Source organism: Intestinibacillus sp. Marseille-P6563 (assembly GCF_900604335.1).
GTDB lineage: Bacteria > Bacillota > Clostridia > Oscillospirales > Butyricicoccaceae > Butyricicoccus_B.
Window position 1 is genome coordinate 1,419,930 of the sequence record NZ_UWOD01000001.1, and the last position, 25,233, is coordinate 1,445,162.

General features: G+C 59.3%; 29 protein-coding genes and 1 tRNA gene. 20 read left to right on the plus strand and 10 right to left on the minus strand.

Annotation, left to right across the window (positions count from 1 at the left end; genetic code table 11):
• Positions 1-33 precede the first annotated feature (33 nt).
• Positions 34-918 (plus strand): 16S rRNA (adenine(1518)-N(6)/adenine(1519)-N(6))-dimethyltransferase RsmA, encoded by an 885-nt coding sequence (gene rsmA / locus EFB11_RS07425; protein ID WP_122789579.1) that lies wholly within the window; start codon positions 34-36, stop codon positions 916-918.
• Here rsmA and EFB11_RS07430 read toward each other — a convergent pair.
• Genes EFB11_RS07430 through EFB11_RS07440 form a run of 3 tightly spaced genes read right to left on the minus strand, consistent with a single transcriptional unit; the run spans position 902 to position 1,821 of the window.
• Complete coding sequence (locus EFB11_RS07430) at positions 902-1,138, minus strand: hypothetical protein (protein ID WP_122789580.1); 237 nt, start codon at positions 1,136-1,138, stop codon at positions 902-904. The two genes, rsmA and EFB11_RS07430, sit on opposite strands and share 17 nt — an antisense overlap.
• Positions 1,131-1,529, minus strand: a complete 399-nt coding sequence (locus tag EFB11_RS07435) for a hypothetical protein (protein ID WP_122789581.1) — start codon at positions 1,527-1,529, stop codon at positions 1,131-1,133. Before EFB11_RS07435 ends, EFB11_RS07430 begins: the two co-directional genes overlap by 8 nt.
• Positions 1,530-1,542: 13 nt before the next feature.
• The gene (locus EFB11_RS07440) at positions 1,543-1,821 is read right to left on the minus strand and encodes a hypothetical protein (RefSeq protein ID WP_122789582.1); all 279 of its coding nucleotides are present in this window, start codon (positions 1,819-1,821) and stop codon (positions 1,543-1,545) included.
• Positions 1,822-2,006: 185 nt separating this feature from the next.
• Here EFB11_RS07440 and EFB11_RS07445 point away from each other — a divergent pair, with 185 nt between their 5' ends.
• From EFB11_RS07445 to EFB11_RS07485, 10 genes are all read left to right on the plus strand, one after another.
• Positions 2,007-2,540: a YfcE family phosphodiesterase gene (locus tag EFB11_RS07445; RefSeq protein ID WP_122789583.1), complete on the plus strand. Its 534-nt coding sequence runs from the start codon at positions 2,007-2,009 to the stop codon at positions 2,538-2,540.
• A 3-nt stretch (positions 2,541-2,543) separates the two neighbouring features.
• Entirely contained in the window at positions 2,544-3,371 is an 828-nt protein-coding gene (locus EFB11_RS07450; protein WP_122789584.1) for a type III pantothenate kinase, read from the plus strand.
• Positions 3,372-3,452: 81 nt separating this feature from the next.
• Positions 3,453-3,608, plus strand: a complete 156-nt coding sequence (locus EFB11_RS16825; protein ID WP_164706653.1) for a hypothetical protein — start codon at positions 3,453-3,455, stop codon at positions 3,606-3,608.
• A 111-nt stretch (positions 3,609-3,719) separates the two neighbouring features.
• Positions 3,720-4,415, plus strand: a complete 696-nt coding sequence (gene vanR, locus EFB11_RS07455) for a VanR-ABDEGLN family response regulator transcription factor (protein WP_122789585.1) — start codon at positions 3,720-3,722, stop codon at positions 4,413-4,415.
• Positions 4,408-5,517 (plus strand): sensor histidine kinase, encoded by a 1,110-nt coding sequence (locus EFB11_RS07460; RefSeq protein ID WP_243115177.1) that lies wholly within the window; start codon positions 4,408-4,410, stop codon positions 5,515-5,517. The genes vanR and EFB11_RS07460 overlap by 8 nt, the downstream gene beginning before the upstream one ends.
• A gap of 122 nt (positions 5,518-5,639) precedes the next feature.
• Positions 5,640-6,689 (plus strand): D-alanine--D-serine ligase VanG, encoded by a 1,050-nt coding sequence (gene vanG, locus EFB11_RS07465; RefSeq protein ID WP_122789737.1) that lies wholly within the window; start codon positions 5,640-5,642, stop codon positions 6,687-6,689.
• Positions 6,686-7,432 (plus strand): D-alanyl-D-alanine carboxypeptidase family protein, encoded by a 747-nt coding sequence (locus EFB11_RS07470; protein ID WP_122789586.1) that lies wholly within the window; start codon positions 6,686-6,688, stop codon positions 7,430-7,432. The genes vanG and EFB11_RS07470 overlap by 4 nt, the downstream gene beginning before the upstream one ends.
• Positions 7,429-9,498 (plus strand): serine racemase VanT catalytic subunit, encoded by a 2,070-nt coding sequence (gene vanT / locus EFB11_RS07475; protein WP_122789587.1) that lies wholly within the window; start codon positions 7,429-7,431, stop codon positions 9,496-9,498. The genes EFB11_RS07470 and vanT overlap by 4 nt, the downstream gene beginning before the upstream one ends.
• Positions 9,499-9,572: 74 nt before the next feature.
• Positions 9,573-9,959 carry a NifB/NifX family molybdenum-iron cluster-binding protein gene (locus EFB11_RS07480; RefSeq protein WP_122789588.1) on the plus strand — a complete coding sequence of 129 codons (387 nt, stop codon included), beginning with the start codon at positions 9,573-9,575 and terminating at the stop codon, positions 9,957-9,959.
• Positions 9,960-10,134: 175 nt separating this feature from the next.
• On the plus strand, positions 10,135-10,932 hold the full coding sequence (locus tag EFB11_RS07485) for a YcxB family protein (RefSeq protein WP_122789589.1): 798 nt from the start codon (positions 10,135-10,137) through the stop codon (positions 10,930-10,932).
• A gap of 37 nt (positions 10,933-10,969) precedes the next feature.
• On the opposite strand, the gene EFB11_RS07490 is transcribed toward EFB11_RS07485, so the two are convergent.
• A tRNA-Thr gene (locus EFB11_RS07490) sits at positions 10,970-11,045 on the minus strand.
• A 165-nt stretch (positions 11,046-11,210) separates the two neighbouring features.
• On the opposite strand from EFB11_RS07490, the gene rpsF reads away from it, so the two are divergent.
• The 3 genes from rpsF (at position 11,211) to rpsR (ending at position 12,329) form a co-directional block, all read left to right on the plus strand.
• On the plus strand, positions 11,211-11,504 hold the full coding sequence (rpsF, locus tag EFB11_RS07495; RefSeq protein WP_122789590.1) for a 30S ribosomal protein S6: 294 nt from the start codon (positions 11,211-11,213) through the stop codon (positions 11,502-11,504).
• A gap of 14 nt (positions 11,505-11,518) precedes the next feature.
• The gene (locus tag EFB11_RS07500; protein ID WP_122789591.1) at positions 11,519-12,004 is read left to right on the plus strand and encodes a single-stranded DNA-binding protein; all 486 of its coding nucleotides are present in this window, start codon (positions 11,519-11,521) and stop codon (positions 12,002-12,004) included.
• A 61-nt stretch (positions 12,005-12,065) separates the two neighbouring features.
• Positions 12,066-12,329, plus strand: a complete 264-nt coding sequence (rpsR, locus tag EFB11_RS07505) for a 30S ribosomal protein S18 (RefSeq protein WP_122789592.1) — start codon at positions 12,066-12,068, stop codon at positions 12,327-12,329.
• A 92-nt stretch (positions 12,330-12,421) separates the two neighbouring features.
• Here the strand turns inward: rpsR and EFB11_RS07510 are convergent, their stop codons facing one another.
• The 3 genes from EFB11_RS07510 to EFB11_RS07520 all read right to left on the minus strand — a co-directional run bounded on the left by EFB11_RS07510 (position 12,422) and on the right by EFB11_RS07520 (position 14,331).
• Positions 12,422-13,240, minus strand: coding sequence for a hypothetical protein (locus EFB11_RS07510; protein WP_122789593.1), 819 nt, complete (start codon positions 13,238-13,240; stop codon positions 12,422-12,424).
• 3 nt (positions 13,241-13,243) lie between these two features.
• The gene (locus tag EFB11_RS07515) at positions 13,244-13,726 is read right to left on the minus strand and encodes a deoxycytidylate deaminase (RefSeq protein WP_122789594.1); all 483 of its coding nucleotides are present in this window, start codon (positions 13,724-13,726) and stop codon (positions 13,244-13,246) included.
• 113 nt (positions 13,727-13,839) lie between these two features.
• Entirely contained in the window at positions 13,840-14,331 is a 492-nt protein-coding gene (locus tag EFB11_RS07520; RefSeq protein WP_243115178.1) for a COG2426 family protein, read from the minus strand.
• A gap of 263 nt (positions 14,332-14,594) precedes the next feature.
• On the opposite strand from EFB11_RS07520, the gene EFB11_RS07525 reads away from it, so the two are divergent.
• The 3 genes from EFB11_RS07525 (at position 14,595) to EFB11_RS07535 (ending at position 17,684) form a co-directional block, all read left to right on the plus strand.
• On the plus strand, positions 14,595-16,418 hold the full coding sequence (locus tag EFB11_RS07525) for an LTA synthase family protein (RefSeq protein WP_122789595.1): 1,824 nt from the start codon (positions 14,595-14,597) through the stop codon (positions 16,416-16,418).
• Positions 16,419-16,515: 97 nt separating this feature from the next.
• The gene (locus EFB11_RS07530) at positions 16,516-16,830 is read left to right on the plus strand and encodes an imidazolonepropionase (RefSeq protein ID WP_122788647.1); all 315 of its coding nucleotides are present in this window, start codon (positions 16,516-16,518) and stop codon (positions 16,828-16,830) included.
• A gap of 50 nt (positions 16,831-16,880) precedes the next feature.
• Positions 16,881-17,684, plus strand: a complete 804-nt coding sequence (locus tag EFB11_RS07535) for an IS3 family transposase (protein ID WP_243115141.1) — start codon at positions 16,881-16,883, stop codon at positions 17,682-17,684.
• A gap of 80 nt (positions 17,685-17,764) precedes the next feature.
• Here the strand turns inward: EFB11_RS07535 and EFB11_RS07540 are convergent, their stop codons facing one another.
• Both EFB11_RS07540 and EFB11_RS07545 read right to left on the minus strand, forming a co-directional pair.
• Entirely contained in the window at positions 17,765-19,120 is a 1,356-nt protein-coding gene (locus tag EFB11_RS07540) for an RsmF rRNA methyltransferase first C-terminal domain-containing protein (protein WP_122789596.1), read from the minus strand.
• Positions 19,121-19,185: 65 nt separating this feature from the next.
• Entirely contained in the window at positions 19,186-21,279 is a 2,094-nt protein-coding gene (locus EFB11_RS07545; RefSeq protein ID WP_122789597.1) for a glutamine synthetase III family protein, read from the minus strand.
• A 408-nt stretch (positions 21,280-21,687) separates the two neighbouring features.
• On the opposite strand from EFB11_RS07545, the gene dapF reads away from it, so the two are divergent.
• Genes dapF through EFB11_RS07560 form a run of 3 tightly spaced genes read left to right on the plus strand, consistent with a single transcriptional unit; the run spans position 21,688 to position 24,451 of the window.
• Positions 21,688-22,533, plus strand: coding sequence for a diaminopimelate epimerase (dapF, locus tag EFB11_RS07550; protein WP_122789598.1), 846 nt, complete (start codon positions 21,688-21,690; stop codon positions 22,531-22,533).
• Between the two features lie 25 nt (positions 22,534-22,558).
• The gene (locus EFB11_RS07555) at positions 22,559-23,743 is read left to right on the plus strand and encodes an LL-diaminopimelate aminotransferase (protein ID WP_122789599.1); all 1,185 of its coding nucleotides are present in this window, start codon (positions 22,559-22,561) and stop codon (positions 23,741-23,743) included.
• 54 nt (positions 23,744-23,797) lie between these two features.
• Complete coding sequence (locus tag EFB11_RS07560) at positions 23,798-24,451, plus strand: HAD hydrolase-like protein (RefSeq protein WP_122789600.1); 654 nt, start codon at positions 23,798-23,800, stop codon at positions 24,449-24,451.
• A 110-nt stretch (positions 24,452-24,561) separates the two neighbouring features.
• Here the strand turns inward: EFB11_RS07560 and EFB11_RS07565 are convergent, their stop codons facing one another.
• Positions 24,562-25,173 carry a cytidylate kinase-like family protein gene (locus tag EFB11_RS07565; RefSeq protein ID WP_122789601.1) on the minus strand — a complete coding sequence of 204 codons (612 nt, stop codon included), beginning with the start codon at positions 25,171-25,173 and terminating at the stop codon, positions 24,562-24,564.
• Between the last annotated feature and the right edge of the window lie 60 nt (positions 25,174-25,233).

A 25,233-nucleotide genomic window follows, 5' to 3' on the forward strand; every position in this document is an offset into this window, starting at 1 on the left:
AAGGAACTTACCGAAATCGTTTGGAGGTCTTTTATGGGACTTTGTGATATTCATGTCATCAAGGACGTGCTTTCGCGGCACGGCTTTCATTTTTCCAAATCGCTCGGGCAGAATTTTCTGACCGCCCAATGGGTGCCCGAGCGCATTGCCGCCGAATGCGGCGCCGGACCGGACGCGGCGGCGCTCGAGGTCGGCCCAGGCATGGGCTGCCTGACGGTCGAGCTGTCCAAGGTCGCCGGGCAGGTGGTGGCCATTGAACTGGACCGCGCGCTCTTCCCGGTGCTGGACGAAACGCTGGCCGGGTGCGACAACGTCGAGGTCGTACACGGCGACGTGCTCAAAACCGACCTGGCGGCCCTGTGTCGCGAGAAGTTCGGCGACAAGCCGGTCTATGCCTGCGCCAACCTGCCCTATTACATCACCACCCCGGCCATTGCCGCCCTGCTGGACAGCCACGCCTTTCAGGGTGTGACCGTCATGGTGCAAAAGGAGGTCGCGCGGCGCATCTGCGCCCCGGCCGGGTCGTCCGATTACAGCGCCTTCTCCATTTATGTACAGTATCACGCGGATGCGCGCATCTTATTCGATGTGCCGGCCGGGTGCTTCGTGCCCCAGCCCAAGGTCGATTCGGCGGTGCTGCGCCTGACGCCCCGCGAGACCCCGGCCGTACAGGTGCAGGATGAAAAACTGTTCTTCGCCATTGTGCGGGCGGCGTTCAACCAGCGCCGCAAGACGCTGGCCAATGCGGTGTCGCCCGCGTTCGGCGGACGGCTGAATAAGGACGAAATCCTGGAACTCATCACCGGCTGCGGGCTGGATGCCCGCGTGCGCGGCGAAAAGCTGAGCCTTGCCGAATACGGCCGTCTGGCCGATGCGGCTGCGGCCCGTCTGGCCGCCAAGGCTACATCCCCAGAATAAGCAGCACCCCCAGGGCGATGAGCAATTCGGTATCGATCTCGTCCTCGCCTTCGCGCAGGATGAACCAGATGACCGCCAGCAGGATAAGCGTATCGGCATCCAGCTTGAAGTTGCCCATGCGCTGGGTCAGCCCTTCGAGCAGACCGGAGGCTTGCGCGGTATCCTGCATGGGCGGCTCGGGTTCGGCCCCCTGGGCTTCGGTCAAATAGCGGTTATACATGGGTCCCCCCGTTTCCATCGGTCTTGCCGCCGAGCTGCTTCATGGCGCTACGCGCCATGCGCGCCATACTCACCAGGCGAAGGCCATGGTCGATCTGGGCGCTGATGTTGTCGGTGACAAAGGGCTTGACGGCGTTTAACAAATTGCGTTTTTCCGGACTGACGGCCTGTTGGCCGCTTTGGGCGATGGCGGCAATGACCGGCATCGCCTTTTGCATCAGTTCGGCCGACGGGTCATAGCTGTCCGCGCCCAAAGACGCGCCCCCCGCCTGTCCGGCGGGCGGGGCGATGTTATCCCCGCCGCCCCCAAGCAGCGAACTGGCCATGGAAATGGCGCTTTGCAGCTTTTCCGGGTCATTTAACAGATCGGAAAGCAGATCGTTTTGTTCCATATCGCGCTCCTCCTTATTTTCCCAGGAGTTTTTGCAGCTGGACCGCCAGGGCCGCCCCTTCGGGTGTTTTCAGGATCTCGCCGACCGCTTCGCGCGCCGCGCGCGCATCGCCCGCCTGCGCGGCCTTGGCCGCCCGTTCGATGCGTTCGGCGGTGGAGCGGTCGATCTGTTTGGCCATGCGCTGCCCTTCGGCCGACCGCATGGCGCTTTGCAGCCGGTTCATGGCTGCTTGAGTCTTGGGATCGTTTGCATTCATTTGCAGCTTGCGCATGAGTTCGTTGGCATCAAACATGTGTTTCATCCTCTCCTGTTGTCTTTCATAATTAAGATATGCGCGGGTAGTGCCCAACGTGCTACCGGTCCGGCCCCGGCCAAAAAAATCCAAAAGAACTTGGCAAAATCTTTGCGCGCCGCTTTACAAGACCTTCCTTTTCGTGTATAGTGGACGTGTTACGGAAGAAAGGGGCATGCTTTGCTATGAAGATCCTGGTGTTTTCCGACTCCCACGGCCGCACGCTGGATATGTACGGCCTGATCGAAAGCGAGCAGCCGGATGCGGTCATTCATTTGGGCGATCATTATGAGGATGCTTGCGATCTACGCCGCAGCTATCCCAACCTGACCGTCTATGCGGTGCGGGGCAACAACGATTTTGACCCGGATGCGCCGCTGTTTTCGGTCATCGCGCCCGCCGGTGTACGCATGTATCTGACCCACGGGCACCGGGAACGCGCGGCCTGGCTGCAATCGGGCAATGTGGCGGCGCGCGCCGCCGAAGAAGGCTGCACGATCGCGCTGTATGGCCACACCCATCTGCGCTACGACCGGACCGAAGGTGGGGTGCGGGTGATGAACCCTGGCAGCATCAGCCTGCCGCGCGACGGCCGGGCCAGCTGCCTGATGCTCGATGTGCAAAACGGCGCGCTTGTATCGGCCTGCTTTCTGGACCCGGACGGTGCTCCCCTGCTGCCTGAGCAGCCCAAACAACACAAAAAATTCAGGTGGTTTTGACCTATGTTATTAACGATTGATGTCGGCAATACCAATATGGTATTCGGCCTGTTTGAAAAAAAGAACCTGGTCGGCACGTTCCGCATGTCTACCGACGCGACCGCCACGTCGGACGAGATCGGCCTGAAAATCTTGCAGTATTATCATTTCCGCGGTCTCGACGCAGCCAAGACCAGTGCGGTCATCATCGCATCGGTCGTGCCGCCGGCCATGTATTCGCTCATCAACGCCATCCGCAAATATCTGCGGCTGCGCCCGCTCGTGGTGGGCACCGATGTCGACCCCGGCATGGTCAATCTGTATACCAACCCGCGCGAAGTCGGCGTGGACCGTCTGGTCAACGGCGTATCGGCTGTGGCCCGTTATGGCAAGCCGCTCATCATCGTGGACATCGGCACCGCCATCACCTTTGACGCCATCGACCAGAACGGCGCCTATCTGGGCGGCGCAATTTTCCCAGGCATCAAGGTCGCCATGGAAGCCCTGTTTATGAAGGCATCCAAGCTGCCGCGGGTGGACATTGCCGCCACCGAATGCGCCATCGGCCGCACGACCGTGCAGAGCATGCAGTCGGGCGCCGTGCGCGGCTATGTCGGCGCGCTGACCGGCATCATCGAAGACATGAAAAAAGAGCTGGAGGGCGACGTGCGCGTCATCGCCACCGGCGGCATGGGCCGCATGATGGCCGAGCACTGCCCGCTCATCGACGAGGTTGACTCCAATTTGACGCTTGACGGCCTGCGCATGATCTATGAGCAAAACCGTGCGCTCTTCCGCGAAAAATGCGTCTGCCATGAGGACTCCATCCTCGAAGCCACCGAAGAATCTTAAAGTGTACCGTCCGGTTTTCCGGACGGTTTTTTTGTATGCGGTCCGTTCCCCTTGGGCATACTTTGCTTGAGGTGAAGCCGAATGACCGATTATTATCACATGAACAACGCCATGGGCGCGTATTTCCGTACCCTGCCCAAAAGCGTGCAGGAAAGCATCCTGCAAAGCGGTGTGGTGTTCCGCACCGAAACCGACATGCGCCGCGCGGTCGATCATTTCCGCGGTACGGCGCATTGATAGCCCGCCCGCGCCCGTTTTCCCCCAGGGCGCGGGCGGTTTTCTCTCTGCCCGGTCTGTGCTATAATACAGAGGATGCAACATGAAAAAACAATTGGGGAGGAATGACACTTGCAAGAAAGCATCCTGCTAGTGGACGACGAGGCGGCCATCGCCGACCTGGTGGAAGTCTACCTGAAAAACGACGGTTTTGCCGTCCACAAATTCTACAATGGCGCCGATGCGCTGGCGTGTGCGGCGGACACGCACATCGATCTGGCCATTCTGGACGTGATGCTGCCCGATATGGACGGCTTTACGCTTTTGCAGCGCATTCGGGAAAAGCACCTGTATCCCATCCTGATGCTGACGGCCAAGGTCGAGGACAGCGACAAGATCCTGGGGCTGACGCTGGGCGCAGACGACTATATCGTCAAGCCCTTCAACCCGCTCGAACTGATGGCGCGCGTCAAGACCCAGCTGCGTCGTTACACCCGCTACAATCTGGGCGAACGCGTGGCCGAAGAGGCCACCGAGCACGATTTCGGCGGCTTGACCATCTGCAAGACCACCCACAAGTGTACGCTCTACGGGGAGGAACTGAACTTAACCCCCTTGGAGTTTGCCATCCTGTGGTACCTGTGCGACCACCGGGGCGAGGTGGTGCCGAGCGAAACGCTGTTTGAGGCCGCGTGGGGCGAAAAGTACTTAAACAGCAACAATACGGTCATGACCCACATCGCGCGGCTGCGGGAAAAGATGCACGAACCCAGCCGCAAACCCAAATTCATCAAAACGGTCTGGGGGGTGGGCTACACCATTGAATAAGGAGCAACACAAGCGGCGCTACCGCAGCCAGCTTTCCCGTCAGCTTCTCATGCAGTATCTGCTCGCGCTGGTCGGTCTGGTCATTGGCTATGCCGCGCTGGTGATGGTGGGCTGGTCGTTTCTGGCCCAGTTCACCTGGTACGGCGACGAACTGATCTATCAGGTGCTGGAACCGTTCCGTGAAAACCTGATCTTTTGGAGCGCATTGATTTTGGGCGTGGGTGCACTGGCGGTCACCTATTATTTTATTTCCAAGCCGCTGCGCTATCTGGACGAACTCGTCGATGCCGCCGGCCGGCTGGCCCGACCGGACGATACGCCCATCGAACTGCCGGCTTCCATGCGCAATGTGGAAGACCAGCTCAACCTCGTGCGGCAGCAGGCGCTGCGCGCCGCGGCCCAAGCCCGCGAGGCCGAGCAGCGCAAAAACGACCTGATCGTCTATCTGGCGCACGACCTCAAGACCCCGCTCACCAGCGTGATCGGCTATCTGTCGCTACTGCGCGACGAGCCGCAGATCTCGCCCGAACTGCGCGCCAAATACACCGGCATCGCGCTGGACAAAGCCGAGCGGCTGGAAGACCTCATCAACGAATTTTTCGACATCACCCGCTTTAATCTGTCCCAGCTGACGCTGGAAACCTGCCCGGTCGACTTAACGCGCATGCTCGAACAGATCGCCAGCGAATTTGAGCCCATGTTCGCCGAAAAGGACCTGCGCTATGCGCTGGACTTGCCGGACACGATGCCCTATGACTGCGACCCGGACAAACTCGCGCGGGTGTTCGGCAACCTGCTGCGCAATGCCTGCCATTACAGCTTCCCGGGCAGCACCATCCAGATTTCCGCCCAGACTGCGGCCGATTCCATCGTGCTGCGGTTCACCAATCCGGGCAAGACCATCCCGCCCGACAAGCTGGGGCGTCTGTTTGAGCAGTTCTTCCGGCTGGATGCGTCGCGCGGCACGCGCACAGGCGGCGCCGGACTGGGGCTGGCGATTGCCAAAGAGATCGTCGAACTGCACGGCGGCGCCATCCGGGCCGAAAGCCGGGACAATACGGTGTCGTTTGTGGTGACGCTGCCGACCGAAAGAAAATCGTAAGATTTCTGCACCAAAACCGCAAGGAATCCTTGGGGAAACCGAAAAACATGAAGCGCCTTGTTTTGATATCCTGAAGATGTCAAAAAACAAGGCGCTTTGTGCTGCCAAGGAGGTTTCCCATGATGAAAAAGATGACCCTGGCCGTCCTGTTCGGCGGCTGCTCTACCGAATACAGCGTATCCCTGGAATCGGCCCACGCGGTGCTGACCCATTTAGACCCTACGCGCTTTGCCGTCCTTCCGGTCGGCATCACGCGGGAAGGCGCCTGGCGGCTGTACCGCGGCCCGCTCGCGCGCATCGCGGACGGCACCTGGTGTGAGGACACGGCAAATAGCGTGCCCTGCGCTTTTTCGCCCGACCGCGGCAGCCATGCCCTTTTGACCCTGGGCGCGCAGCCCGAAAGCCTGCATGTAGACGCTGCTTTCCCGGTGCTGCACGGCAAAAACGGTGAGGACGGCACGGTCCAGGGCCTGTTGGAGCTGGCCGGCATCCCGCTCATCGGCTGCGGCACGGCGGCCAGCGCCCTGTGCATGGACAAGGACCGCGCGCACAAGCTGGCTGCCCTGGCCGGCGTGCGCGTGCCCCAAAGCGCGGTCTTTGCCCGCGGCGCCGATTTTACCGCCATCGCGCAGGCGGCTGGGGCGCTCGGGTATCCGGTGTTCGTCAAGCCGGTGCGGGCCGGGTCGTCGTTCGGGGTAGGCCGGGTGACCCAGCCGGACGATCTGCGCGCGGCGGTGGACGCCGCCTTTGCCCACGATGCGGAAATCCTGCTCGAGGAGGCCATTCCGGGCTTTGAGGTCGGGTGCGCGGTGCTCGGCAACGACGCCTTGCAGACCGGCCGAGTCGATGAAATCGAGCTTGCAGGCGGCTTCTTTGACTACACCGAAAAATACAACTTGATTTCCTCGCGCATCCACTGCCCGGCGCGCATCGCCCCGGCGCAGGAGGACGCCATCCGGCAAGCGGCCTGCACGGTCTACCGAGCGCTTGGCTGCCGGGTGTGTGCGCGGGTGGACTTTTTCCTGACCCCGGCGGGCGAGATCGTCTTTAACGAGGTCAATACCATTCCGGGCTTTACCGCCCACAGCCGTTATCCGGGCATGATGCGCGCCGCGGGGCTGGACTTCCCCGCCCTGCTGACCCGCCTGGTCGAACTGGGGGTGAGCGCATGACATGCAGACGTTTTCCGCGGCAGGCCGTCCATCAGGGGCCGCTGATCGTAGTCAATGCCCGCCACCCGCTGCAAAGCGGGGCGGCCGGCAAGCTCGCCCCCGTGGACGCCCGGCATCCGGACATCCTGCTGGAGGCAGCCGCCGGGCGGCTGCTCGCCTGCTGCATCGGCGCGGTGCGCGGTGGACGGGAGATCGTGCCCGTATCCGGCTGGCGCAGCCAGACCGAGCAGCAGGCCATCTGGGACCAAACCCTGGCCGAAAGCGGCGAAGCTTTCACCCGGCAATATGTGGCCCTGCCCGGGTGCAGCGAGCACCAGACCGGGCTGGCCATCGACCTGGGCCGGGCGGCGTCCCACATCGACTTCATCCGGCCGGCCTTCCCCTATGACGGCGTGTGCGGCGCGTTCCGCCGTGCCGCCGCCCGCCACGGCTTCATCGAGCGCTATCAGGCCGGCAAGGAATCCCTCACCGGCATTTCGCCCGAGCCCTGGCATTTCCGCTATGTCGGCGCGCCCCATGCCGCGCTGCTGCAAAAGCACGGCCTGTGTCTGGAAGAATACCCGGATTTTTTGCGACAGGCGGGCGCGCAGACTTGCACGCTGGACGGCGGACGCATGGCGCAGGTGTTTTACGTGCCCTGCGCGGGCGAGCAGACCGAGATCGAGCTGCCCGATGCCTGCTGTCAGGTTTCGGGGGACAACATCGGCGGCTTTATCGTCACCGTCTGGGGGGAAAGCGCATGAAAAAGGGCTTTGCCGCGCTGGACGATGCGCGTTTTGCCGCCGCGCTGCTGGTCATCGCCATCCACACCTCCCCACTGATGAGCGTTTCGGCGGATGGGGATTTTTTCCTCACCCGGGTGCTGGCCCGGCTGGCGGTACCGCTGTTTTTCATGGTATCCGGGTATTTTCTGGGGCGAAACGGCTGGCGACGCCTGCCCCATTTCGCGCAAAAGACCGCGCTGTACTACGCGGTTTCAATCGTCCTATATCTGCCGCTTAATTTGTATCAGGGCGGCTGGGACGCCGCCGGGGTCGTACGCAGCCTGCTTTTTGACGGCACGTTGTACCATCTGTGGTACTTCCCGGCCGTGCTGCTGGGCGCGTTCCTCGCGTCCCATCTGGCCCGGATGGGGCTGCGCTGTGCACTACCCGTGGCCGGGGTGCTGTATCTGTTCGGCCTGCTGGGCGACAGCTATTACGGTCTTGCCGTGCAGCTTGGGCTGGAACCGGTGTTTTCCGCCCTGTTCCATGTCTTTTCCTACACCCGCAACGGCCTGTTCTTCGCGCCGCTCTTTTTGCTGCTCGGCGCCGCCGGACGGCGGTTTTCCACCCGCACGGCGGCTGTGGGACTGACGCTGTCCTTTGCCGCCATGACGGCCGAAGGGTTCGCCCTTCACCGCCTGGGCTGGCAGCGCCACGACAGCATGTATGTCTTTCTGCCCCTGTGTATGCTCTTTCTGTTTTCGCTGCTGTGGGGGGCCGATGCAGGCCAAAATCCCCGCCTGCGGCGGGTATCCATCCTGGTATATATCCTACATCCGTGGTGGATTGTGCTGGTGCGCGGCGCGGCCGAGATGCTGCATCTGGACGGCTTGCTGGTGCAGAACAGCCTGGGGCATTTTGCGGCGGTCACCGCGGCCAGCGTGGCCTGCGCCTTTTTGCTGGATGCCTGGCTGCCCCGCGGCAAACTGCCGAACACCCGCGCCTGGCGTGACATCGACTGCGCCGCGCTGCGGCACAATGCCGCCGTATTGCAGGACGGGCTGGGCAAGGACTCCCGCCTGATGGCGGTCGTCAAAGCCGAAGCCTACGGCCATGGCGCGGTGCTGACCGCGCGCACCTTGCAGCAAAGCGGCGTGCGCGCCTTTGCCGTGGCCACACTGGAGGAGGCGGTCCATCTGCGCAAACATGGCATCCGGGGACTGATTCTGGTGCTCGGCTACACCGACCCCATCCATGTGCGCACGCTGCGGCGCTGGCGCATCACCCAGACCGTGGCCGACGAGTCCCATGCCCGGGCGCTGGCCGCGCAGGGCGTGCCCATCCACGTTCATCTGGCCGTAGACACCGGCATGCACCGGCTGGGGCTGCCTGCCGGGGAGATCTCGGCCTTTCTGCGGGTGTATGACCTGCCCAACCTGCGCATTGACGGCATGTTTTCCCACCTTGGCGTGTCCGACAGCCTGACGGCGGATGACACTTCCTTTACCCAAGCCCAGCTTTCCGCCTTTTTTGAAACTGTCGAAACCATTCGCCGCGCGGGCTATGACCCCGGCCAGACGCACATCCAGGCCAGCTACGGGGTGTGGAACCTGCCGCCCCAGCCGTGCGCCTTTGCTCGGGTGGGCATTGCGCTGTACGGCGTGGGCAGCGATGCTTCGCCCGTCCAGCGCGCGCTCGACCTGTGGCCGGTGCTGGCGCTTAAGGCGCGGGTCGTGCTCGTGCGCCCGCTCGCGGCGGGCGACACGGCTGGCTATGGTCGGGCCTTCCACGCCGAGCGGCCTACCCGGCTGGCGGTCGTGTCCATCGGATACGCCGACGGCGTGCCGCGCGATGCTGCCGACCGGGGCGTACAGGTGCTGGTGCACGGCCGCCGTGCCCCGGTGGTCGGCCGGGTGTGCATGGACCAGCTGCTGGTGGATGTGACCGATGTCCCCGGCGTGCAGGCGGGCGATGCGGTCACGCTAATCGGCCGAGACGGTGGGTGCGAAATCCGTGCCGAACAGCTGGCCGACTGGTGCGGCACCATCACCAACGAACTGCTTTCCCGCCTGGGCGCGCGACTGGGGCTGCGCATCCATTCCTGAAACTGCGCTTTTTCGATTGCAGCCTTGTCCTTCGGGGAGTATAATAAAACTGACCGAGAAGGAGGTCTGATACGATGAAAATTGCAGTAACATACGAAAACGGCCAGGTGTTCCAGCATTTTGGCCACTGCGCACAGTTCAAGATCTATGACGTCGAAAACGGCGCCGTGCAGTCGTCTGCGGTTGTGGACACCAACGGCAGCGGTCACGGCGCGCTGGCCGGCTTCTTACAGAGCCACGGCGTGAACACACTCATCTGCGGCGGCATTGGCGGCGGCGCGCGCACCGCGCTGGCCGACGCCGGCATTGAACTTTATCCGGGCGTTACGGGCGACGCGGACGAAAGCGTCAAAGCCCTGCTCGGCGGCACGCTGGCTTTTGACCCGAACACGATGTGCAACCATCATCACGATGGGGCGCACCAGTGCGGCGAACACAAGCACGGCTGCGGTGGCAACTAAAAAAAACGGCTGTCTATTTTCGATAGACAGCCGTTTTTGTATCAAAACTGCATATTATTTGATAATTTCTTGCACATTCTACCGCTTCACAGACAAATTTTCGCAAAATCCGTAGCATCGCTTTTCGCGCTGTGCTATACTCGAAACGAAAACCTGACAGAAAGGTGGAGCGCCTTTGACATTTTCGTTTCAGTTCACGCCTTTGGATGCCGATTCGCTGCATCCCCAAGTGAGCTTGGCTCTGGAAAAGCGAACCGAACAAATTTCGCGCAAGCAGTTCCCCCAGCGCTGGGAACTGATCGATAAACTAAACAGTGTAGAAAAACAGACGCCCGAGGTTTTGGAAAAGCGTCGCCGGCGGCGCGCCTGTTGGGGGCTTGCCAACTGGCTACTTGGCCTGTGCTGGCTGATTCCCACACTGCTAGAACCGCGCCTTCGGCCGTTCCCGCTGGTGGTGGGTGTGCTGGGCTATTTGTCCGGTGTTGTCGCCCTTTGGCGCACGCAGCGCACGCTGCTGGGTATTATCAGCCTGATCCAGGGCGTGTTCTTCAGCTTCGTCGCACTCGCAAACGCCGAAGAACTGGGTGTCCTGCTCATTCTCGGCATCGTCGGGTTCATGATGGGTCTTGTCAGCCTACTGACCCGCAAGCAGACTCGTGTGACCGACTTTAACCGCTCGGCCACCAAGTTGCTGCAAACGCTGTCCGAGCGGCAAGGCCTCGCGCAAATGCGGCTTGTTTTTAATGAAGATGGCATGCACGCCTTCCAGCTCGACGCCCCGGACGAGGGCAAAACCATCCCCTATGCTTCGCTGGAATGGGTGCTGGAAACCGACGATCTGCTTCTGGTGACGTATGACGAGACGGTGATGGTCCTGCAAAAGCGCGATCTGCTCACCGGCAGCATCTTCAAACTGCGGGAATTTCTCGGCGAACGAACGGCCTATGTCGTGTGCAACCTGCCCGAAACATAAAAAAACCGCTCATTCAAACGAATGAGCGGTTTTCCGTTGGAGCTGGTAATCGGACTCGAACCGATGACCTGCGCATTACGAATGCGCTGCTCTACCAACTGAGCCATACCAGCGTGACAACAAGAGTATTTTAGCATACGGAAGCAGCCGCGTCAATCTTTTTTTCAAATTTTTTTGGAGAAATCGCTTGACATTTTCCTGTTGTTCTATATAATAAGTAAGGTATCCTTGCTCACATCGTGGGATGTGGGCCTTAAAGTCCAAAAGGAGGTGCTAAAATGGCAAAGGTAAGTGGCAAGTACGAGACTCTTTTCATTGTCAACCCGACCCTCGGCGAGGAAGAGGTTGCCGCGATCGTGGACAAGTTCAAGGCTCTTGTAGAGTCGAACGGCACGCTCGAAAAGGTAGATGATTGGGGCAAGCGTCGTCTGGCGTACCCGATCAACGACCTGACCGAAGGTTGCTACACCCTGATCGAGTTCACGTCCGCTCCGTCTTTCCCGGCAGAACTGGACCGTATCTTTAAGATCACGGACGGTATCATGCGTTCCATCATCGTTTCCCTCGACTAAGGGAGGCGCCCAAAATGCTCAATAAAGCAATTTTGATGGGCCGTTTGACCCGCGACCCCGAACTCCGTCACACCCAGAGCAACATGGCGGTTGCATCGTTCTCTTTGGCGATCGACCGTGACCGCAAAGGTCCAAACGGCGAACGGCAGACTGATTTTATCGACTGCGTAGCCTGGGGCCGTCAGGCCGAATTTGTGAGCCAGTGGTTCACGAAGGGCATGCTCGCCATCGTGGTAGGGCGGATCCAGTCGAGAAACTGGGAAGACCGAAACGGAAACAAGCGTGTATCCATTGAGATCAATGTGGATGAGGTTTCGTTTGGCGAAACCAAGAAATCCCGCGAACAGAACGGCGGTTACGCCGGCTTCGACAATGGTTCGCAGATCCGTCCCGAGGGAAATAACTACGGTTCTCAGGCGCCCGCGCCGTCCTTTGACCTGCCGGTCGGGGATTCGGATTTCGCGGAACTGGGTGACGACGACGGCGATGTGCCGTTCTAAACCGTAAATCTCCCGAAAACGGCCGATTGGCCGGATATTCTATCAAAGGAGGTACTTGGCAATGGAAGAGACCAAAAAGGAATTTACTCCCCGTCCGGAGCGCCAGCGCGGCGGCCGTCGCCGCAGAAAGGTTTGCGCGTTCTGCGTAGACAAGGTGGAGTGCATTGACTACAAGGACGTTGCAAAGCTCAAGCGCTACATGTCTGAGCGCGGCAAGATTCTGCCCCGCCGCATGACCGGTACTTGCGCAAAGCATCAGCGTCAGCTGACGGAAGCGATCAAGCGCGCCCGTCACGTTGCTCTCCTGCCCTTCACGGCGGAATAAGCAACACCATACAGGATACTTTGGGCTGTCCCTCTGGGGCAGCCCTTTTTGCATGCCAAAAGCGCGGAAGCTTCTCGCTCCCGCGCCGTTTTTTATACCCGATTTACTTTTCTTCCCGCCTGGGCGCCGCCGGTGAGCGCTTTGGCCAGGGTCTGCGCCAGGTCCAGCACGTCGGCATCGACCGCCTGGGACGCACCGAGCAGCACCGCGTCTCGCCATTTTTCGGGCGGCAGGCTGTCCTGCTGCCCCAGCCAGGCACGATAGCCCAAAAGCGCAGCCGCTTCGCGCACGCCGCGCGGGGTGTAGATCGAGCGGCGCTCGTCCACAAAACCAAACCGTCGGGTCTTTTTTTCCGGCTGCATGGCGCCGGTCGCGCGCAGACTGTGTTTGCCCTGAAGCGAAAATTGGTCCAGTCGCCCCTTCACCGCTTCGGGATAGGCACGGGCCTGGTTGTAAATCTCGCTGGCCTGCAAGGTGGCCGTTTCGTCGGTCCAGCCGTACAGCAGCCCGAGCAGCTTGCCTTCGGCACCGTTCGAGCTCGGCGTAAAGGGATGTTCCTCATCCCCCGGAAAGGTGATGGTGGCCTGCATCGCATCGCCAAAGCTTTTCAGCCGCTTTTTCTCGGTCCGAGACAGGATGGTCGTCCCGTCGGCGGCCCAGCCGCACAGCAGCGCTGCCACCGCCCGAGTATCGGTCAGACTCTCGTCCAGCGCTTCCAGCATGGCTTGCATCCGGCAGAAATCGCCTTCCAGCGGTGCGGCATCGATTGGTTTTGCCTGGTTGGCCGCTTCCCGGCGCAGCCGGGCGGCCGTCATGGGCTGCCGGACGCGCCACAGCCGGAACAGGGCGACGATCACGGCCAACAGAACGACGTTGATGCCCACGGCCAGCAGGATAGAACGCGCATCCATTCGTCAATACCCCATCTTGCCGTCCAGCAGCTCGTCGTAGGCCACCCAGTCGGATACCGGGATTTCCTCATAGGTATCCTCGGTGCGGCGCACGACCACCTTCTCAATGCCCGCATTGATGACCATACGCTTGCACATGGTGCACGAATTGGCATCCGGCATAAGCGTGCCGTCGGCCTCCCGGCCGACCAGATACAGTGTCGCGCCCAGCATCTGCTCGCGCGAGGCGGCAATGATGGCATTGGCCTCGGCATGCACCGAGCGGCAGAACTCATACCGTTCGCCGCGCGGAATCTTGAGTTTGGCCCGCATGCAGAATCCCAGGTCGATGCAGTTGGCGCGGCCGCGCGGCGCGCCCGAATATCCGGTGGATACAATGGTATCGTTTTTGACGATGACCGCCCCATAGGTGCGGCGCAGGCAGGTGCTGCGTTCGCGCGCCACATCGGCCATGTCCAAATAGTAGTTGGTTTTATCTCTTCGCATGGTCTTGCTCCTTTCGCGCCCTGGGCGCGGATGTTCCTCCTTCTATCTTACCCGCATTCGCGCCAAAGGGCAAGCAAAAAGAAAGACGGCCTCTTTGCCGTCTTCCCACCGTATTATCCTAAATTAAAGACACCGAGTACACCATGCGTGCCCGCGGTCATGAGCAGCCCGGCCGCCACCACCCCGGCTGCAATGGACAAAAACGCTTTGCGCATCGGCATTTTCAGCAGCGTTGCAATGACAGCGCCCGACCACGCGCCGGTGCCCGGCAGCGGCACGGCCACGAACAAAAACAGGCCAATGCGCGCATATTTGGTCACCTGGGTCGATTTGCTCATCAGCTTTTGCTTATACCGGGTCGCAATGCCCTTGAAGGGGCCCAAACCGGCCAGCCAGTCGAGCAGGCGCACACCGAATACCAACACAAACGGAATGGGCAGCAGGTTGCCCAGATAACAAATTGGCAGCACTTCATACCACGGCATCCCGGCTGCAAGCCCCAGCGGCACCGCGCCGCGCAGCTCGATCAGCGGGAGCATGGAGATCACCAGCAGCGCGACCTCACGCCCGGCGCCCAGTAGCCAGTCAAAGATATCTTGAATCATTATTTTCCTTCTCTCCTTACCGTACTAATGTCGATAGTACAGTAAATACCATGTAAAGTCAAGGATTCCCGGGTAAATTATCTGTTAAACTTCTTTTACGCCAATTTGCGGCGTATTTGCGCATTTTTTGTGCACGCAGCGAACGCGCTCCCATGGAATTTACATTGACAAACCGGCGATTTGGTATATAATAAGGTTTATATTTGCGCAAAAATTGACTTTTTGTCGCCTACCCGATATTTTTCAGAAAGGATCTCCTGTCTATGCCCGCAAAAGAACTGCTTTCCAAGCTGTGCCGCAGCCGTATCCTCAGCGCGGTGCTGCTTTTGCTCTCTTCCATTGGACTTGGCGTTTTGTCGCTGCATTTTGCCGCTGTATTACGGGCGGACGAGATGTTTGACAGCTACTTTGAAAACCACTGGATCGCCTTCCTCAACATTCTTCCCTGTGTCTGGCTGGCGTTTCTTTTGTGGTTTGCCACCCGCCGCGCGGCGCTTTCGTTTGCGCTGACCAGTGCGGTCGTGATGGGGCTGAGCATTGCAAGCTGGTTCAAACTCCAATTCCGCAACGACCCGCTCCTGTTTGAAGATCTGCTGCTCATCAAAGAGGCTGGCAACATGTCCGAGCGGTACACGCTGTTTGTGACCAAATCCATGATCGCAGCGCTGGTCATCCTGCTCGTCGCTGTGGCCGTGCTGGCCTTTGTCGCCCGCGGCCGCCTGCCCGGCAAGGCGCGCATCATCGGCTGTGTGGTCATGCTGGTGCTGCTCGTGCCCATGGTGTATCTCTACACCAACGAGGACATCTACAACACCAAGACCGAAAACTATGACCTCATCAACCGCTGGTCGACCACCCAGCTTTACATCTCCAAGGGCTTTGTCTATCCCTTCCTGTACAGCGTGCAGGATGCCATCGACACCCCGCCTACTGGTTATGATGAAAAGCAGGCTGCCGAAATCCTTGCCGAATATGAAGACGCCGATATCCCGGACAACCAAAAGGTGGACATCATCGGCATCATGATGGAAGCCTATGCCGACTTCTCGGTCTATGACCAGATCGAATTCAACGTCGACCCGTACGAGGAATATCACAAACTGGAAGCCGAGGGCATCTCGGGCAACCTGCTCACCAATATTTTTGCCGGCGGCACGATCGATTCCGAGCGCGCCTTCCTGACCGGCTATTGCGACCAGGGTTCCTATCGCTCGGCGACCAATTCGTATGTGCGCTATTTTGCCGATCAGGGCTACACGGTCACCGGCAGCCACCCGAGCTATGACTGGTTCTACAACCGCGTCAACATCAATGCCAATCTGGGCTTTGAAAGCTATAATTTCCTGGAAAACCGCTATGGGGAAATGGCAGACGGTGAGATTGCCATGGACCGCATCCTCATACCGGATATCGTCAATCTGCATGACCAGCACAAGGCTGAGAGCGACCAGCCGTATTTCTCCTTCAGCGTGACCTATCAGGGCCACGGCCCCTACAACACTGAGGAGAACGACTACGGGGTCGATTATGTCAAGCCGGGTGTCTACTCGCAGGAATCGGAAAACATCCTCAACAATTATTTCGGTTCCATCGCAGACACCAATGAAAACCTCAAGACCATGTTCGACCACTACCGCGCGTCGGATGACCCGGTCGTGATCGTTCTGTTTGGCGACCACAAGCCCTGGCTGGGCGACAACAGCAGCGTCTATGAAGAATTGGGCATTGACCTGAACTATGCCGATTCGGAAGAAGGCTTCTATAACTACTATGGCACTCGTTACCTCATCTGGGCCAACGATGCGGCCAAGCAGGCGCTGGGCAATGACTTCATCGGCGAAGGACGCGACCTGGGTCCCTACTTCCTGATGAATGAGCTGTTTACGCTGTGCGGCTGGGATGGTCCGGCCTACATGCAGGCCACCCGCGCTTGTGCGGAGGCTGTACCGGTGCTGAGCGTATCCGGTCTGTACTTGCAGGACGGTGTGGTCACTGACACCCTGACCAAAGAAAACCAAGCAATCGTGGACGAATACCGCTGCTTGGAATACTACGAACGCAAAAACTTCCACGAATCCACCGAATAAGAAGAGCCCCCGGAAGAAACTGAACCGGTCCAGTAAAAATGGACAGTGACAAAAACCCCCTGATGTAGGAAAATAGACTACATCAGGGGGTTTTGTCATGGAGAAACGAAAATACACACACATTCAAGTGCTGTTGCCAGAAATCAAGGCTATGCTGGCAGCGGGGAAAACCCAGCGGGAAGTTGCAGAATATTACGGTTTTCAGGATAAGCAGGTGATAAAAAGTCTACTTAAGCGTGAACGGAGGAAAGAACGTATGTTAGAAGCTGGCATCCTTGCGCGGCCCCAAGGGCGGCCAAGAACAAATGCCGCACCAAGAGATATTATAACCGAGCAGGCACATGAGATCCAGCGACTTCGTATGGAGAATAAGCTGCTGCGGGATTTTCTGCACTGCATAGGAAGGAAGTGAGGGCAAAGGTAAAATATCACATTATATATCGTCACAGAGCAGAGTATTCCGTGGCAGTTATGTGCAAATTCTTTGGAGTATCCAGAAGCGGATACTATGCCTTCGTCCATCGCCTTGGTAAGCCGGAGAAGGACGCAGCTCTTGCAGAACTAATTGGACAACAGCGGGAACGCAGCTTCCGCACCTACGGCTACCGGCGGATGTGTCTATGGCTGAAGAACCAGAATATTTTCTGTAATCCAAAAACAGTGCTACGGATTATGAAGAAATATGATCTGCTCTCAGAAATCCGCCGACGCAGGAAATGGCAGCAGATGGGGCAGCAGCTCCACAAGTACGAGAATCTGCTAAGCAGGCAGTTTCAGGCCGACAAGCCCAACAGCAAATGGGTAACGGACATCTCCTACATCCACACTAAGCAGGGCGTACTGTACCTGTCCATGATCCGGGATCTCTATGACAACAGTATTGTGGCTTACAAAACCGGAACGGAACAAACGGTGAATCTGGTTCTGGACACCATTCGTCTGGCAATGAAGCAAGAGAAAAAGAGGGCCGCTGCAGAGTTGCAGCTCCACAGCGACCAGGGTGCTCAGTACGCCTCACAAGCATATTTTGAGCTAACTCAAACATACGGCATTACGCCATCTATGTCAAGACGTGGAAATCCTTATGACAACGCTATGGCGGAAAATTTCTTCTCTATCCTCAAAACAGAGTGCATCTACCGCCACAAACCGGCTACCTTCTCGCAAGCCAATGAAATGATTGACCGCTACATCTACTTTTACAACCATGAGCGCATCCAGCTAAAGACTGGAGAAGCGCCGCTTACGCGACGCCTCTCCACTTAAAACTCAATCTTTCCTACCAGGGCTCTTTTTTATACTGTCCGCACAATCTGGGGCAGTCCAAACACTTCCGGGGGCTGTTTTTATTTCCAGCGCAGTCCTTTGGGATAATGATTTTTGAGCACACCGCCCACCGTTTTACCCCAGCCGAGTACGCAGCCATCCACACACACGGCGGTCCAGCCGTTTTCGGTGCTGCACGGCAGCGTTTCGCCTTTGAGGTAGCGTTCGGCTTCCGGGCTGTCCGCTGCCAATTCCAGCCGCCGGACAAACTCTTCGGGCGCATAGGCGTGCGCGAGCGCATGGGCCGGTTCCAGACGGCCCTTTTTGAGTGTGCCGACCTCAACGCCGGTGCGCAGGGTCTTGAGCCCTGCCGTGTCAGGCAGCGGCTGGGCGCTCAGCCACAGACGGTCGCCCGCCTGGGTAAACCGCAGGCCGTCCAGCGGCAGCGCCATGGTATCCCGCCAAAAGGCGGTCAGCTCGTCCGGCAGGCGCGTGAGCGGCTGCACTGCGGGCGGCATGCGCCGGGGTGCATCGCCCGCCCGGGTCAGGACAGCGCAGCAATGCCCCTCCCCACGCAGCTTGTGCGGCCACAGCCGGAAGGCATGGCGCACCCGCTCGTCCGCGCCCGGATACCAGGCCGGTTCGCCAGGCGCAAACCACGGATAACCTTCCACCGCCTGCACGGTAAAGTCCGGGTGTCGCGCCAGCAGGCGGGTCAGCGTGCCCTCGTTCTCCTCAGGCGCAAAGGTACAGGTCGAGTAAATCAGCCGTCCGCCCGGGCGGAGCATCCGGACCGCCTCGTCCAGAATTTCATCCTGCCGGGCGGCACACAGCGCTGGGGAATCCTCGTTCCACTCACTGGCAGCATCCTCATCCTTGCGGAACATGCCCTCGCCCGAGCAGGGGGCGTCCACGACCACGCAATCGAACGCTTCGGGGAAGCGCGCTGCCAGCCGGGCGGGCGTTTCGTTGGTCACGACCGTGTTGGTCAGCCCCATGCGCTCGACCGACTGCGCCAGCGTCTTGGCGCGCGCCGGATGAATCTCATTGGCCAGCACGAATCCCGCATGCGGCGCCAGATGGGTGGTCTTGCCGCCCGGGGCAGCGCACAGGTCGAGCACCCATTCGTCCGGTCCGGGCGCGGCCAGCGCGCCGACCGCCATGGCGCTCGGCTCCTGGATATAATACGCGCCCGCCTCGTATAGTGGATGCTTGCCCGGCCGCTCGTCGGCCGGATAATAGAACCCCTCGGCGCACCAGGGAACGGGCGTCAGGGTGAAATACCGGTGCGCCGGATGGTCTTTGCCCGCCGGATACCGGGGATTGACCCGCAGGCCGTGAGCGCGCGGCGCCCAAAAGCTTTCCAAAAAAACGGGCGCTTGCTCGTCGCCCAGCAAGGCGCGCATGCGCGCGCAAAATGCGGTGGGAAGGGACATCTCGATCCGCCTTTCCTGTGAAATCTAGGGAAAAGCCTTCCCCAAGATGGGGAAGGCTTTCAAACTCAAACGTAAAACAGCATCTTGCCGTAGGTCGGGAACGGCCAATCGGCTTCGCCGACCATGGTTTCCAGCTTGTCGGCTGCCGCACGGGCTGCATCCATCGCCGGAAGAACGGTATCGCGGTAATAGCCTGCCTGGGTCAGCACATCGCTCTGCGGAACGGCCTCTACGGCATCCTGCAAGGCTGCCTGGCAGCTTGCCAGATTGTCCATCCAAGCGGTCAAATCGGCCGCCAGCAGCTTTTCTGCCTGCGCCGAAATGCCGATGGACGCCTTGGTCGCTACGCTGCTCGCCACCTTACTGGAATAAGCGATGCACGCCGGCATGATCTCGCGCGCGATCATTTCCAGCATGGTCAGCACTTCGATATGTAAGGTCTTGCAGTATTCTTCGAGCAGGATTTCCTCACGCGACTGCACTTCGGTCGCCGTACAGATGCCGTGCCGCGCAAGCAGCTTGACATTCTTGTCGTCGGTGTAGTGCATCAGGGCGTCGGGCGTGGTCTTGAGGTTCATCAGACCGCGCTGGGCAGCCGCTTCCTGCCACTCGTCGCTGTATCCGTTGCCGTTGAAGATGATCTGGCGGTGGTTCTTCAGTTCACGCTGTACCAGTCCGGCCAGAGCGGTATCAAAGTTGGTCGCCGCTTCCAGCTCATCGGCGAACTGTCGCAGCGATTCGGCCACAGCTGTGTTCAAAATAAAGTTGGTGCACGCGATGTTGAAGGACGAGCCGGGCATACGGAACTCGAACTTGTTGCCCGTAAAGGCAAAGGGCGAGGTACGGTTGCGGTCGGTCGTGTCCTTGGGGATGGGCGGCAGGGCGGATACGCCGATGTTCATCATGGTCTTTTCCACATCGGTGTAGTCGATGCCGCGCACGAGCGAATCCAAAATAGCTTCCAGTTCGTCGCCGACGAACATGGATACCACAGCCGGAGGCGCTTCCGAGGCGCCCAAACGGTGGTCGTTGCCGGCCGAGGCCGACGAGATGCGCAGCAGGTCCTGATATTCATCGACCGCCTTGATGACCGCGGTCAGGAACAGGATGAACTGGGCATTCGAGTGCGGGGTAGAGCCCGGTTCGAGCAGGTTTTCGCCGCGGTCGGTGGACAGCGACCAGTTGTTGTGCTTGCCCGAGCCGTTGATGCCCGCAAACGGCTTTTCGTGCAGCAGGCAGACAAAGCCATGCTTGTCGGCCACGCGCTTCATGACCTCCATGGTCAGCTGGTTGTGGTCGGTGGCAACATTGGTCGTTTCAAAGATGGGCGCCATCTCGTGCTGGCAGGGCGCCACTTCGTTGTGTTCGGTCTTGGAGGTGATGCCGAGTTTCCACAGCTCGTCGTCGAGTTCTTCCATGAACGCCTTGACGCGCGGACGGATGGAACCAAAGTAATGGTCCTCCATCTCCTGGCCCTTGGGGGGCATGGCGCCAAAGAGCGTACGGCCGGTGAAGATCAGGTCGCGGCGCTTGGCATAATCGGCCTTGTTGATGAGGAAATACTCCTGCTCGGCGCCGACCGTGGTGTTGACACGGCGGCAGTTCTTGCCAAAGAGTTTGAGAACCCGGCAGGCCTGCTTGCTGATGGCGTCCATCGAGCGCAGCAGCGGGGTCTTTTTGTCCAGAATCTCACCTGTATACGAGCAGAACGCCGTCGGGATACACAGGGTATTGTCCTTGATAAACGCATAGCTGGTCGGGTCCCAGGCGGTGTAACCGCGGGCTTCAAAGGTGGCGCGCAAGCCGCCCGACGGGAACGAGGACGCATCCGGTTCGCCCTTGATGAGTTCCTTGCCCGAAAACTCCATGATGACGCTGTCGTGGTCGACCGGGGTGATAAAGCTGTCGTGCTTTTCGGCGGTCACGCCGGTCATCGGCTGGAACCAGTGGGTGAAATGGGTGGCCCCCTTGGAGAGCGCCCAGTCCTTCATCGCATTGGCAACCACACCCGCAATGGCAGGGTCAAGCGCGGTCCCCTCTTCGATCGTGCGCTTGAGTGCCTTATAGGTCTCCTTGGGCAGACGCTCCTTCATCACGCTTTCATTGAACACCATGCTGCCGAAGTATTCCGGCACCCGTTTTGTTTCACAGCTATCCATCTAGCTACCTCCTCCTTCGTATCACAAAAGCAGCCGCCGCCCCTTCCGGGCGCATGCCGCTGCCTTGTCACGCATCCTTATGGATTCCATTATAGGGTTTGGGCTTAGCCCACGTCAAGCACGGCTGTGCGAAATCTTGCCCCCTGTCTTAGATTCCACGCATTCACCGAAGAAACTTATGCCTTTCGGATACTTTCTATGCAATGTGCGCACATTTTGCCGTGCCAAGGCCGGTCTGGCTGTGGGCCCTGTAAAAACTGGCCGCCGGATGGCCGAAAAACCGCGGATTTGTTTGAATCCCCGGCGGCCCTGTGCTATAATAAGGCCGATGTGAGTTTTGCAAGTTTATTCATAGATTCTGTATTTTCTTTCAATCTTAATTTTTTTGATCTAAAGGAGCCTGACAACATGAAGCTTCCCTTTACCAAAATGCACGGCTGTGGCAACGACTATATTTACTTCAACTGCTTTGCCCATCCGGTTGAGCACCCCGAAGAGCTGGCGGTGCGCCTGTCCGACCACCATTTCGGCATCGGCGGCGACGGCGTGATTTTGATTTGCCCGTCCGAAGTGGCGGACGCCAAGATGCGTATGTTCAACGCCGACGGCTCGGAAGGCAAGATGTGCGGCAACGGCATCCGCTGTGTCGGCAAATACTTATACGATAACAACATGGTGGATGGCAAGACCGAGATCACGGTCGAGACCCTCAGCGGCATCAAGACCCTGATTCTCTACCCGCAGGACGGCAAGGTGCAGTCGGTGCGCGTGGACATGGGCCCGGCCATCCTGGACCCCAAGCGTATCCCGGTGTATCTGGACGGCGACCGGGTGGTCGACGCCCCGCTGGTCATCGACGAGCGCGTGTATCACATCACCTGCGTTTCCATGGGCAACCCGCACTGCGTGGTGTTTGTCAAGGAGGACGTGGATGCCATCGATCTCACCCGCATTGGCCCCAAGTTTGAGCACAATCCCCTGTTCCCCGAACGGGTGAACACCGAGTTTGTCAACATCCTGCCCGACGGCACGCTCAAGATGCGCGTGTGGGAGCGCGGCAGCGGCGAGACTTGGGCGTGCGGCACCGGCGCCTGCGCTGTGGGCGTGACCGCCGTGCTGGCCGGTCTGTTCCAGAAGGGCGAGGACATTCTAGTCCATCTGCGCGGCGGCGACCTGACCATCCGCTACACCGACCAGACCGTGTTTATGACCGGTCCGGCCACCACGGTGTTTGAGGGCACCGTAGAAGTTTAATTCCCTGGAAAGGAGCCTTTTTCCGATGAAAGTCAATCAAAATTATCAAAATTTAGAGGACAGCTATCTGTTTTCCACCATTGCCCGCAAGGTTGCCGAATACGGCGAGCGCAATCCGAGCGCCAAGATCATCCGTCTGGGCATCGGTGACGTGACCCTGCCGCTTGCGCCCGTGGTCATCGACGCCATGCAGCAGGCCCTGTGCGAAATGAGCGTACAGGAATCCTTCCGCGGCTATGGCCCCGAACAGGGTTACAGCTTCCTCAAGGATGAAATCCAGGAATACTATGCCCGCCGCGGCACCGAACTGGACGCGGACGAGATCTTCATTTCGGACGGCGCCAAGAGCGACCTGGGCAACATTCTGGACCTGTTCGATGTGGACAACACGGTTTTGATCCCCGACCCGGTGTATCCGGTGTATGTGGACACCAACGTGATGGCAGGCCGCAAGATCGTCTTTATGGATGCCAATGCGGAAAACGGCTTCCTGCCCCTGCCCGACCCGGCAGTCCAGGCGGACATCATCTATCTGTGCTCGCCCAACAACCCGACCGGTGCGGCCTATGACCGCGCGGGCCTGAAAGCCTGGGTCGACTACGCCAATGCGCAGAATGCGGTCATCCTGTACGACGCGGCTTACGAATGCTTTATCGAGGACGAAAGCCTGCCCCGTTCGATCTATGAGATCGAGGGCGCCAAGGACTGCGCGATCGAGTTCTGCTCGTTCTCCAAGATGGCTGGCTTTACCGGCACCCGCTGCGGCTACACGGTCGTGCCCATGGCGCTCGAGCGCGGCGGCATGAACCTGCACAAGATGTGGCTGCGCCGTCAAACCACCAAGTTCAACGGCGTGCCCTATGTCGTGCAGCGCGGCGCGGCGGCGGTCTTTACCCGCGAGGGCCAGAAGCAGATCCACGAGACCCTGGCGTACTACAAGGAAAACGCCAAGGTGCTCGCCCAGACGCTCGACGAGCTGGGTATCTGGTACACGGGGGGCAAGAACAGCCCGTATCTGTGGCTGGAATGCCCGAACGGCATGGATTCCTGGACCTTCTTTGACTATCTGCTGGAAAATGCCAATGTGGTCGGCACACCGGGCGCTGGCTTTGGCAAGAACGGCGACCGTTTCTTCCGCCTGACCGCCTTTGGCGACAAGCAGAAGACGCTGGAAGCAGCCGAACGGCTGAAAAAGCTGCTGGCCAAGTAAAAAATATACAAGCGGCGGAGCATGTCTCCGCCGTCTTTTCACAAAGGAGAAACTATGTATCGTTATCTTCTCTTTGACCTGGACGGCACCTTGACCGATTCCCAGGAGGGCATCACCAAGTCGGCCGACTATGCGCTGCGCACGGTGGCCGGCATCCATACCGATGACCTTTCCACGCTCACGCCCTACATCGGTCCTCCGCTGATCGATGGCTTCATGGAAAACCATCATCTAGACTACGACACCGCGGTGCGCTGCAAGGATGCTTACCGCAGCCGCTATGAAAAGGTCGGGCTGTTTGAAAACCGGGTCTATGACGGCATCCCGGAAGCGCTCGCCCGCTTGCAGGCCGCCGGGCGCACGCTGGCGCTGGCGACCTCCAAACCCGAGGTATTCGCCCAGCGCATTTTGGACCATTTTGACCTGACCCGTTACTTTACGGTCATCTGCGGCGCGACCATCGACGGCCGCATTTCTCAAAAGGGCGAAGTCATCGAGGAAACGCTGCGCCGTCTGAACAATCCTTCTCCCGCGGAAACCATCATGGTCGGCGACCGGCGGCACGATGTGCAGGGCGCCAAGGCCCATGGACTGGACACGCTTGGGGTCCTGTTTGGCTTTGGGTCCGCCGAAGAACTGCAAAACGCTGGGGCCGCTGCACTTGCCGAAACCCCGGCTGCCATGGCCGATTGGCTGCTGGCGCATTAAAAAAAGGCTGGAAACATCCAGCCTTTTTTCGTACACGAAAAACAGCGCGAACCGATCGGTCCGCGCTGCCTCTCTCCCTCTCTTTTCTCAAGCAACCGGTATTGGTTTGTTTATTTGCGCAAAGCGTCTACATACTGTGCCAACAGATCGACCGACTTATCCACGCCCAGACGGCCAGCATTGACGCACAGGTCATAATGCTCGCACTTGCCCCATACCTTGCCGGTATAGTAGTTGTAGTAAGTCGAACGCTGTTTATCCATCTTTTCCAGAGCGGCTTCCGGGGTCTTGCCGGTGATCTCATAGTCGCCATGGGCCTGGATGCGACGCACACGGTCCTCAATGGTACCGTGGATGAAGAAGTCAAATTTATTGGTGCATTCGCGCAAAACGTGGTCGCCGCAACGGCCTACGATGACGCAGGGGCCGGACTCCGCCGCTTCGCGGATGACTTTGGCCTGGGCCAGATACAGCTGGTCGGTCAGGCTCATGCCGTTCAGGCCCGTGGACCCGAACATGGTCAGCGAATACAAAAAGCTGTTGGTCGCACGCTTGTCGAGCTGCTCGAACAGTTCTTCGCTAAAGCCGGATTTCTTCGCCGCACGGGTAATCAGCTCACGGTCGAGAAACGAAATTCCCAGACGCTTGGCCAGTTTATGTCCGATTTCGCGGCCGCCGGTGCCGTACTGTCTGCTGATTGTAATGATGAGGTTATCTGTCATTGCCGATCCCTCCATTCCGCGGGGCTTATACAAATTAACCAATGAACTATGCTATTATTA